Here is a 9,426-nt window from a genome sequence, read left to right as displayed (position 1 = left end):
CGCTTTAGCTTTTGATTTGGCTTTTGCTTTTCAACACTCAAGCCGGCCGGGAGGCCGCTGTGCTCTGCTTTTGATCTTGATCTTGGGCGCCCCGTTAAACCACGCTGGCCGAACTGGACTTGACTGGGCTGGCATTCCGGCTGTTCAAAAGTGAGCCGCTGTAAGAGCGGAACCCTAGGCGGCCATCACCCAAATAATGGATATACACCCAACAACCGAGGCAAAAAAAACGCCCCGAACCAGTCGGGGCGTTTTCAGGCGATCAAGCTGCGGGAGCTTACTTACCCTGCCAACGTTTCAGCACCAGGGTGGCGTTAGTGCCACCAAAGCCGAAGCTGTTGCTCATCACTGTATTGATGGTCGCATCTTCACGAGTCTTGGTCAGGATAGGCATGTCAGCCACGTCCGGGTCCAGTTCCTCGATGTTGGCAGAACCCGCCATGAAGTTGCCTTCCATCATCAGCAGGCAGTAGATCGCTTCGTGAACGCCAGCGGCGCCCAGGGAGTGACCCGACAGGCTCTTGGTAGAGCTGATCGCCGGAGCCTTGTCGCCGAATACCGCACGCACGCCTTCCATTTCCTTGGAGTCGCCGACCGGAGTCGAAGTACCGTGGGTGTTCAGGTAGTCGATCGGGGTATCAACGGTGGACATGGCCATTTGCATGCAGCGGATGGCGCCTTCGCCGCTTGGCGCAACCATGTCGTAGCCGTCGGACGTCGCGCCGTAGCCGACGATTTCCGCGTAGATCTTCGCACCACGGGCCAGGGCGTGTTCCAGCTCCTCGACCACCACCATGCCGCCACCGCCGGCAATGACGAAACCATCACGGTTCTTGTCATAGGCGCGGGAGGCTTTGTCCGGGGTTTCGTTGTACTGGGTCGACAGAGCGCCCATGGCGTCGAACAGGAACGACTGGCTCCAATGTTCTTCTTCACCGCCGCCGGCAAACACGATGTCCTGCTTGCCCAACTGGATCTGCTCTACAGCGGTACCGATGCAGTGAGCACTGGTGGCGCAAGCGGAGGAGATCGAGTAGTTCACGCCCTTGATCTTGAACGGCGTGGCCAGGCAGGCGGAAACGGTGCTGCCCATGGTCCGCGTGACGCGGTACGGGCCAACGCGCTTGACGCCTTTCTCGCGCAGGATGTCCAGCGCTTCCATCTGGTTCAAGGTCGACGCGCCACCGGAACCGGCGATCAGGCCGGTGCGCACGTTGGATACCTGGTCTTCGCTCAGGCCGGAATCGGTGATCGCGTCCTTCATGGCCAGGTAGGCGTAAGCGGCTGCGTGGCCGACGAAGCGATAGATCTTGCGATCGATCAGTTCTTCGAGGGGCAGGTCGATGGAGCCGGAAACCTGGCTACGCAGACCCATTTCGGCATATTCCGGGTTGAAGCGGATGCCAGGGCGACTTGCACGCAGGTTAGCGGAGACGGTCTCTTTGTCATTGCCCAGGCACGAAACAATGCCCAGACCAGTGATAACGACGCGGCGCATGCGGATAACCCTTAAAAGTTGTCAGTGGAAGTGAATACGCCGACCCGAAGGCCTTCGGCAGTATAAATCTCGCGACCGTCGACAGTCACCGAACCATCGGCAATGGCCAGGTTCAGCTTGCCCTTGAGGACGCGCTTGATTTGAATGTTGTAAGTGACTTTCTTGGCGGTCGGCAAGACCTGGCCAAAGAACTTCACTTCGCCCGAACCCAGGGCGCGACCGCGGCCCGGCAGGCCTTGCCAGCCCAGGTAGAAACCGACCAGCTGCCACATGGCGTCAAGGCCCAGGCAGCCCGGCATCACCGGATCGCCTTCGAAATGGCAGGCGAAAAACCACAGGTCAGGGGTGATATCCAGCTCGGCGACCAATTCACCTTTGCCGTACTTGCCACCCTCTTCGCTGATATGGGTGATGCGATCCACCATCAGCATGTTCGGGGCGGGCAGTTGCGCGTTACCTGGGCCGAACAGCTCACCGCGACTGCAGCGCAGCAGGTCTTCCCGAGTAAAGGCGTTTTGTTTGGTCATGCGAGCTCCTCAATAATCCCATGCGGCAGGGCAGGGCAAATCTTCCCGGCCGACTGAAGCGTTCATGCCTCATATCGGCAGCCTACACATAGACTATTGCGTTGTAGTGAAAGTCACAGCGTCAAGGTCATGAATGTACACTTGTGCACTGAAATTATAAACCGGGCCGGTTTACGGGCCCGTTCGGGTGCCTAAGACTGCCGCACTTTCGTCTTTCACGCCAGTCGCAGTTGGCTGATGGCACCGTGTTACTGCACCCATCTCTGCAGGATTTGCTGCAAATCCGTGCGTTTGAACGGCTTTGCCAGGTAATCGTTCATTCCAGCTGCCAGGCAGGCTTCGCGATCGCCCTGCAAGGCATTGGCCGTGAGGGCAATGATTGGCAGCTCGGCGCAACCGGGCAACTGGCGAATCTGCCGGGTAGCCTCGTAGCCATCGATGCCCGGCAGTCGGCAGTCCATCAGGATTGCGGTAAAAATCAGGCTCTCGGCGCTGCGAATCGCTTCGGCGCCGTCGGTGGCGATGCTCACCTCGAACCCCAGGCTGCGCAGCATGGCTTCGACCACCGTGCGATTGACCGGGTTGTCTTCCACCAGCAACACGTTGCGCCCTTCGCCCGCGCGGGCATTGCCTTCGGTATTCGGCGCGAGCACCGGCAAGCTCTGCTGGTAGATCGCCAGCGGGATTTCCAGGGTGAACACCGAGCCGTGGCCTTCTTCGCTCTGGGCGCGCAGGGTGCCGCCCATGCGTTCGGCCAGGGTGCGTGCGATAGGCAGTCCCAGTCCGGTGCCGCCGTAACGTCTTGAAATGGAACTGTCGGCTTGCTGGAACGCATCGAACATCAGTTCCAGGCGCTCGGCGGAGATGCCAATCCCGCTATCGCGCACGGTGCAGGTGAACCACAGCAATTCATGGTCCAGGGTCTGCCAGTGGGGTTCGACGGTGACGGTGCCCTGCTCGGTGAACTTCAGGGCATTGCCGATCAGGTTCACCAAAATCTGCCGGATGCGGGTCGGGTCGCCCTGTACCTGCAGCGAGCCCAGGCCCTGGGGGATCGGCACTTCGAGCGCCAGCCCGCGTTGTTGGGCGGCGTGCTGGAAGGCCTGGGCGCAACTGCTGATCAGCTCCACCAGGTCGAACGGAATGTGCTCAAGCTCCAGGGCCGCGCGCTCGATGCGCGAGAAGTCGAGGATGTCGTTGATCACCTTCAGCAGGTGTTCGGTGGACTCCGAGGCCAGCGCCGCGTATTCGGTCTGTTCCTCGGTCATGTCGGTGGTTTCCAGCAGTTGCAGCATGCCCAGCACCCCGTTCATCGGCGTGCGCAATTCATGGCTCATCATTGCCAGGAAGTCCGACTTGGCATTGTTCGCCCGCTCGGCTTCTTCGCGGGTCTGGATCAACTGGGCCATGGCCTGGTGCTGTTCACGACTGGCCTGGTTCAAGCCATCGGCTAGGTTATTGATGTGGCGCGACAGGTCGCCCAGCTCCGAGTCATCCACGATGGGCAGCGGCGTCTGGTAATCGCCCTGCTGGATCGCCTTGACCGCATTGCCCATGGCGCTGATCGGTTGCGACAGGCTGGCCGCCAGGCGCCGGGCCAGCAGGAAGGTAAACAGCAGGGCGAACAGCGCGAGAATCCCGGCCTTGAACAGGATTTCCTGCTGGCGCTGGCTGAACGCATCGTTGGACATGCCGACAATCACTCGCCCCAGGTAGTCCGCGCGCGGGGCCTTGGGCTCGGCAGTACTGTCCTGGAAGAAGTCATTGCCCAGCTGGATATGTTGCAGGCGAATCGGCGCCTGGAAGACTTTCACCGACAGCGAGCGATCGTGCTTCTCCGACGGTTGCTCGACATACACCAGGATATTTTCTGCGCTGTCCTGAATCTCCAGGAAGCGCACGTGCGGCGTGGCGAGGGTGGCCCGCAACAGGCTTTCAAGCACGTCGTTGTTGCCGGAAATCACCCCGTATTCGGTGGCCGGCGCCAGTTGGTTGGCGATCAACTGGCCGGTGTGGTCCAGTTCCTGGCGCAGGTCCTGGATCCGCACGAAGGTGAAGAAGCTGATCAACAGCAGCGTCAGCAGGAGTGCCGGGCCCAGGGTAATGAGCTGGGTCCGGGTGTTGATGTCCCAACGGCGACGAAATGTCATGGGCGTTTTTCTCCTTCGGCCAGGCGGGCGGCGACGTTGGTTTCGTCCACCTGTTCGATCCCCAGTGAGCGCGCAACCTGCGGGTTGCCTACGACTTTGAAACGTTCCGGGTACAGCGAGCGCGGCCAACTGGCCGGCGCATGATCCAGCAGGCGGTCGAGCACATCCAGCCAGTCGGTCTGATCGCTGTAGGTGCTGGCCAGGCTGCCGGCCTTGACGAACCCGGCGTTGGGCCCGACCAGTGGCAATTGCCTGGCGTAGCTGCTGAGCAGCAGGTTTTTCGCGGTTTTCGGGTTGTACAGCTGGGGATCATCCAGCCCCAGCAAGACGTCGCTGTTCTTGAACAGGCTTTGCAGCGGGCGACTGTCATTAATGTTTTCCCAAAGCTGGGGCACGATCTCCAGGCCCATGGGCGCGGCGTACTGGCGCAGCTCGCGCAGCAGGAACTCGCTGTCGATGCCATAGAGCACGCCGATGCGCCGGGCCTGAGGCAGGATGCCGGTGATCAGGCGCAGTTGTCGGTCCAGCGGTGGGTCGCTCCACAGCAGGCTGATCTTCGCAGGCAACGTGGCACCCAGGCGCTGGCGCGCTTGCAGGCGGCTGATGCGCAGCACCAGGGTCGGTGGGCCCTGGGCGTCTTGCAGGCGCCAGTCAAGGCTGGGCAGGTCCAGCAGGATCAGGCGGGTGCTGGTCGGCAAGTTTGCAGGGGCGGGCAGGTCCTTGAGCGGGGTGAACTTCACGCTGTCTTCGGGACGCTGCAGGGCCAGGGCCTGGACGAATGTTTGTACGCCCGGGCCGTCTTCGTCGGCGGTCAGCAGGATATCCGCTGCCCATGTCGGTGCGCCGAACAGTAAAACCCCAAGCAACACACAGCACCGCCAGAGCCGGGCGGTAAAGGGCAGGGTCATCCGTGACGAGTCGCTGTCCACTAGAACTCTAACTCCGCACTGAAGTAGAGCACGTGGCGTTGGTCATAGTTGTTGTCGGGCCAGGTGGTGGGCTGATTGTCGAGGCGTTGTTGCAACATGCCGGCCAGCTCCACGTTGGCTTTGCCCAAGGCAATGCGCTTGGCCACCCGCAGGTCGACCCGTTCGAAGCGATACTGGTTGAGCGCATCGTCGCCATAGTAGAACACCGCGCTGGACCAGCCATGGCCCCATTCCCGCATCCAGCCGGCCGAGCCGCTGTTGCGCGCGGTCTGCTGCCTGTCCAGGGGGTTGGTGGCGCTGGCATCCACATAAGCATAGGTGACGCGCAGCCGGTCGGCGGTGCTCATGTGCCAGTCGAGCTGGGTTTCGGTGCCGGTAAAGCGCGAGCTGTTCGAGTTGCTGGCGATGTACTGGTTGTTGCGCAGCGGCTCGCTGACCATTTCGCTGATTTCGTCGTAGAACAGCTTCACGTCGACGTTCAGCCCGATGTCGGCAAAAAAGCCGTTGTAGCCCAGCTCCCGGGAGCGCATCAGCTCTTTGTCGAGGTTGCCCGGGCCACGGGTCACCACGAAGTATTGGCCGGAGTTCTGGCCGTAGGCCGGCGAGCTGAGGTTGGTGACGCGGTAGCTCCAGTTGACGTTGTTCTCGAACATGTCCGGGGAGCGAATGGCTTCGGAGTACACCGCGCGCAGGCCGTGGCGCGGGTTGATCAGGTAGTTGACGGCCACCCGTGGCGTCAGCGAGTTGCCGCTCAGGTGAGTGTCTTCGTACATCGCGCCGCCCTGCAGCAGCCAGTGTTCGCTGGCCCGCCATTCCAGGTGGCCGAACAGGCGCCAGGTGGTGTCGTCCAGGGTGCCGTTGAAGTAGGTGTCGGAGTCGGCGCGGTCGTAGCGGTAGTTCATGCCGCTGACCAGGCGCAGGCTGTCGGACAGGCTGAGGGTGTCTTGCAGCTCCAGGTCGTAGCGGCTTTCCTTGGTGCTTTGGTCGATGTTGCCGCAGACCGGGTCCTTGCCGCCGTCTCCCCATTGCTGGAGCACCTGGCGGGCCAGTGCCTGCTCGGCGGCGCTGCCGGGTGGGAGGTTGCCTGGGTTGAAGTTGTTCATGTGCCGGGCCAGTCGCTCGGCATAGTTGGGGTTGAGCTGCCACAGCTGCGTCAGTTCCGGGCTGAACGAGACCTTGGCATCGCACGCGCGCCAGATCTGCCGGCGATCCCACTGCTGGGCCGAACCCTGGATATACAGGCTGTGATCGGGGTTGAAGTCGAAGTTCCAGCGCAGGGAACCGGCATAGTCCTTGGCGCTGACGTCGGAATTGTTACCGCCTTCGGTAATCCCGTCGAACACTGGTTGGTAGGTGTAAGGGCGCTGGTTGGTGCCTTCCTTGGCGTCCAGTTGCCAGTCGATGCTTTGTTGCGCATTCAGGGTCTGGCTCACGGCCAGGCTGAAGCGGTTCAGGCGGCGCCCGTCGCGGCGGTCAGCGCCCACGCGGTCGCTGTCAAAGCCATCGTCCTGTTGACCGGAGAGTGACAGGCGCAAATCGCCGGTGTCCCAGCCCATGCCCTGGCTGGCGTACCAGTCGTTGATCCCTCGGCCGCCCTGGGTGAGTTTCATCCGCGTGCCATGGCTGTTGGCCGGCGAGCGGGTGAGGATGTTGACGACGGCCATCAGCGCGTTGGCGCCGTAGCTGACGGTATTGGGGCCGCGGAAGACCTCGATGCGGTCGATGTCTTCCAGGGCTACCGGAATATCGCTCCAGTCCACCGTGGCCAGGCCCGCGCGGTACACCGAGCGCCCATCGATCAACACCTGCATGCGCCGCGCATCGCCCGCCTGGGTGCCGTGGTAATTCACGGCGGCCTGGTTGCCGGTGGTGTAGCCGACCATCATCCCGGGCACCAGCCGCAGCAGTTCGGGGATATCCCGTGCGCCGCTGGCCTTGATCAGCTCGCTGTCGATCACCGTCATGCTGCCGGGCACGGCGGCGGCCGATTGCTTGAGCCGGGTGGCGGTCAGCACCTGCGGCAGCGGCTGGCTGTCGAGGAACAGGTCGTCAGCCAGCACCGGCACACTGCACCACGGCATGCACAACAACGTCAGCAGAAGGGATGAGCGAGGAGGAGGGCCCAAATACACGGCACGGCCTTGATAATTACGGATAGCCGCCCATGTTAACTGAGGTGGGGCCTTTTGCCAGTCGTCGGCCCTGTAATTACTTCGCACAAATGTCGCATTTTCCGACAAGCGTTTGAATTGACGCGGGGGCTGGCCGCAGGCGGGTCGCTCCGTATAATGCGGCCATCGCCACTGCTATGGATTAACGGATTGCATATGACTGAACAGCGCCCTATTGCGGTCCTGGGAGGCGGAAGTTTTGGTACCGCCGTGGCTAATCTGCTGGCTGAAAATGGTCACCGGGTGCGCCAATGGATGCGTGACCCCGAGCAAGCCGAAGCCATTCGGGTCAACCGGGAAAACCCCCGTTACCTTAAAGGCATCAAGATTCTGCCGGCCGTGGAGCCGGTGACTGATTTACAGGCGACGCTGGACGAGTGCGACCTGTGCTTCGTCGCGCTGCCCTCCAGCGCTTTGCGTTCGGTGCTTGCACCCCATGCCGAGCGGCTGGCGGGCAAGCTGCTGGTGAGCCTGACCAAGGGCATTGAGGCGCACACCTTCAAGTTGATGAGCGAGATCCTTGAAGAAATCGCCCCCGAAGCGCGGATTGGCGTGTTGTCCGGGCCGAACCTGGCGCGGGAAGTGGCTGAGCACGCGCTGACTGCCACGGTGATCGCCAGTGAAGACGAAGAACTCTGCGAGCGGGTGCAGGAGGTGCTGCACGGTCGCACCTTCCGCGTGTACGCCAGTGCCGACCGTTTCGGCGTCGAGCTGGGCGGGGCGTTGAAGAACGTCTACGCGATCATCGCCGGCATGGCGGTTGCGCTGGGCATGGGTGAAAACACCAAGAGCATGCTGATCACTCGCGCCCTGGCCGAGATGACCCGGTTTGCGGTCAATCAGGGCGCCAACCCGATGACCTTCCTTGGCCTGGCGGGTGTGGGCGACCTGATCGTCACCTGCTCGTCACCGAAAAGCCGCAACTATCAGGTCGGTTTTGCCCTTGGCCAGGGCTTGAGCCTGGAAGACGCCGTGACGCGTTTGGGCGAAGTGGCGGAAGGCGTCAACACCCTGAAGGTGCTGAAGGCCAAGTCTCAGGAGGTCGGGGTGTATATGCCGCTGGTTGCCGGGTTGCACGCGATCCTGTTTGAAGGGCGCACCTTGAACCAGGTCATCGAGTTGCTGATGCGCGCCGAGCCTAAAACCGATGTCGACTTTATTTCCACCAGTGGTTTCAACTGAGGAACGCGTCATGAACGATCCGAAAGCAGCACCCAAGTACGAGTCCATCGGCCTGCGTGTCCTGTGGATGCTGGTGTTTGCCCTGGTGTGGCAAGTGGCGCAGTTTCTGCTGGGCGCGCTGGTGGTGGTGCAACTGGTTTATCGCCTGGTGTATGGGGCGCCGAACCTGGGGCTGATGAATTTTGGTGACAGCCTGAGTCAGTTTTTGGCGCAGATTGGGCGGTTTGGCAGTTTTCACAGTGATCAGAAGCCTTGGCCGTTTGCAGATTGGCCGACGCCCCGTGCACCGGAAGGTGAGGCTGCCCACAGTGTGCCGCCTGCACCGCATCCGGCGCGTGATGAGGAACCCAAGCTATGAAGGTGTGGGTGTTGCGTCACGGTGAGGCCGAGGGGCATGCGCGTACGGATGCCGAGCGTAATTTGACGGCCCATGGGCGCGATGAGGTGTTGCGCAGTGCGGGGCATCTGATTGGGCAGCCTGTGCGGGCGATTATTGCCAGTCCGTATGTGCGGGCGCAGCAGACGGCGCAGTTGGTGCGGGAGGCGTTGGGGTTTGAGCCTGAGATCCGCACTGTGCCTTGGTTGACGCCCGAGAGTAATCCGCTGGAGGTGCTCAAGCATCTCGATAATGACGATGATGTGTTGTTGGTTAGTCATCAGCCGTTTGTGGGGGGGCTGATCAGTTATTTGCAGCATGGGCATTTTCGGCAGCCGCAGGCTATGAGTACGGCGAGTTTGGCGGAGTTGGAGGGGGATTTTCCGTTGGCGGGGTTGATGAGTCTTTTGAGTGTTCGGAATCCTTAAGGTTGGGTTTGGTTTTGGGTACATATCCGTTTCTTCGGTAACGGCCACTTAGGGTTCCGCTCTTACAGCGGGTCACTTTTGGCAAACGCCCCAAAAGTAACCAAAAGGTCTTTGCCCCACCACTCGGTGCCTCGCCTAGGCTCGGCATGCCCGCACTCCGGCCCG

General features: G+C 61.6%; 8 protein-coding genes. 3 read left to right on the top strand and 5 right to left on the bottom strand.

The features are described 5' to 3' along the window. Positions 1–277: 277 nt before the first annotated feature. The 5 genes from fabB to HX824_RS31955 form a co-directional block, all read right to left on the bottom strand. Complete coding sequence (gene fabB, locus HX824_RS31975) at positions 278–1,498, bottom strand: beta-ketoacyl-ACP synthase I (protein ID WP_003210553.1); 1,221 nt, start codon at positions 1,496–1,498, stop codon at positions 278–280. Between the two features lie 11 nt (positions 1,499–1,509). Continuing rightward, positions 1,510–2,025, bottom strand: a complete 516-nt coding sequence (gene fabA / locus HX824_RS31970) for a 3-hydroxyacyl-[acyl-carrier-protein] dehydratase FabA (protein WP_003210552.1) — start codon at positions 2,023–2,025, stop codon at positions 1,510–1,512. A gap of 248 nt (positions 2,026–2,273) precedes the next feature. Then, entirely contained in the window at positions 2,274–4,175 is a 1,902-nt protein-coding gene (locus tag HX824_RS31965) for an ATP-binding protein (RefSeq protein ID WP_177019615.1), read from the bottom strand. Beyond that, on the bottom strand, positions 4,172–5,083 hold the full coding sequence (locus tag HX824_RS31960) for an ABC transporter substrate-binding protein (protein WP_052024261.1): 912 nt from the start codon (positions 5,081–5,083) through the stop codon (positions 4,172–4,174). The genes HX824_RS31965 and HX824_RS31960 overlap by 4 nt, the downstream gene beginning before the upstream one ends. A 20-nt stretch (positions 5,084–5,103) precedes the next feature. Beyond that, entirely contained in the window at positions 5,104–7,236 is a 2,133-nt protein-coding gene (locus HX824_RS31955) for a TonB-dependent siderophore receptor (RefSeq protein WP_085984626.1), read from the bottom strand. Between the two features lie 195 nt (positions 7,237–7,431). Between HX824_RS31955 and HX824_RS31950 the strand changes: the two genes are divergently transcribed. Genes HX824_RS31950 through sixA form a run of 3 tightly spaced genes read left to right on the top strand, consistent with a single transcriptional unit; the run spans position 7,432 to position 9,261 of the window. Further along, on the top strand, positions 7,432–8,457 hold the full coding sequence (locus tag HX824_RS31950) for an NAD(P)H-dependent glycerol-3-phosphate dehydrogenase (RefSeq protein ID WP_003210548.1): 1,026 nt from the start codon (positions 7,432–7,434) through the stop codon (positions 8,455–8,457). Between the two features lie 10 nt (positions 8,458–8,467). Next, positions 8,468–8,815, top strand: coding sequence for a DUF4389 domain-containing protein (locus HX824_RS31945; RefSeq protein ID WP_003210547.1), 348 nt, complete (start codon positions 8,468–8,470; stop codon positions 8,813–8,815). After that, on the top strand, positions 8,812–9,261 hold the full coding sequence (sixA, locus tag HX824_RS31940) for a phosphohistidine phosphatase SixA (protein WP_102606228.1): 450 nt from the start codon (positions 8,812–8,814) through the stop codon (positions 9,259–9,261). The genes HX824_RS31945 and sixA overlap by 4 nt, the downstream gene beginning before the upstream one ends. Positions 9,262–9,426 lie beyond the last annotated feature (165 nt).

The sequence above is a fragment of the Pseudomonas sp. D4002 genome (assembly GCF_013385665.1).
Lineage (GTDB): Bacteria > Pseudomonadota > Gammaproteobacteria > Pseudomonadales > Pseudomonadaceae > Aquipseudomonas.
Note: the sequence above shows the minus strand (reverse complement) of the source record. Positions and strands in the feature narration are given on the sequence as shown.

What these genes read in the sequence shown, in the direction of transcription:
- fabB (WP_003210553.1), bottom strand. Translation starts at nt 1,498, where the DNA reads ATGCGCCGCGTCGTTATCACTGGTCTGGGCATTGTTTCGTGCCTGGGC.
- fabA (WP_003210552.1), bottom strand. Translation starts at nt 2,025, where the DNA reads ATGACCAAACAAAACGCCTTTACTCGGGAAGACCTGCTGCGCTGCAGT.
- HX824_RS31965 (WP_177019615.1), bottom strand. Translation starts at nt 4,175, where the DNA reads ATGACATTTCGTCGCCGTTGGGACATCAACACCCGGACCCAGCTCATT.
- HX824_RS31960 (WP_052024261.1), bottom strand. Translation starts at nt 5,083, where the DNA reads ATGACCCTGCCCTTTACCGCCCGGCTCTGGCGGTGCTGTGTGTTGCTT.
- HX824_RS31950 (WP_003210548.1), top strand. Translation starts at nt 7,432, where the DNA reads ATGACTGAACAGCGCCCTATTGCGGTCCTGGGAGGCGGAAGTTTTGGT.
- HX824_RS31945 (WP_003210547.1), top strand. Translation starts at nt 8,468, where the DNA reads ATGAACGATCCGAAAGCAGCACCCAAGTACGAGTCCATCGGCCTGCGT.
- sixA (WP_102606228.1), top strand. Translation starts at nt 8,812, where the DNA reads ATGAAGGTGTGGGTGTTGCGTCACGGTGAGGCCGAGGGGCATGCGCGT.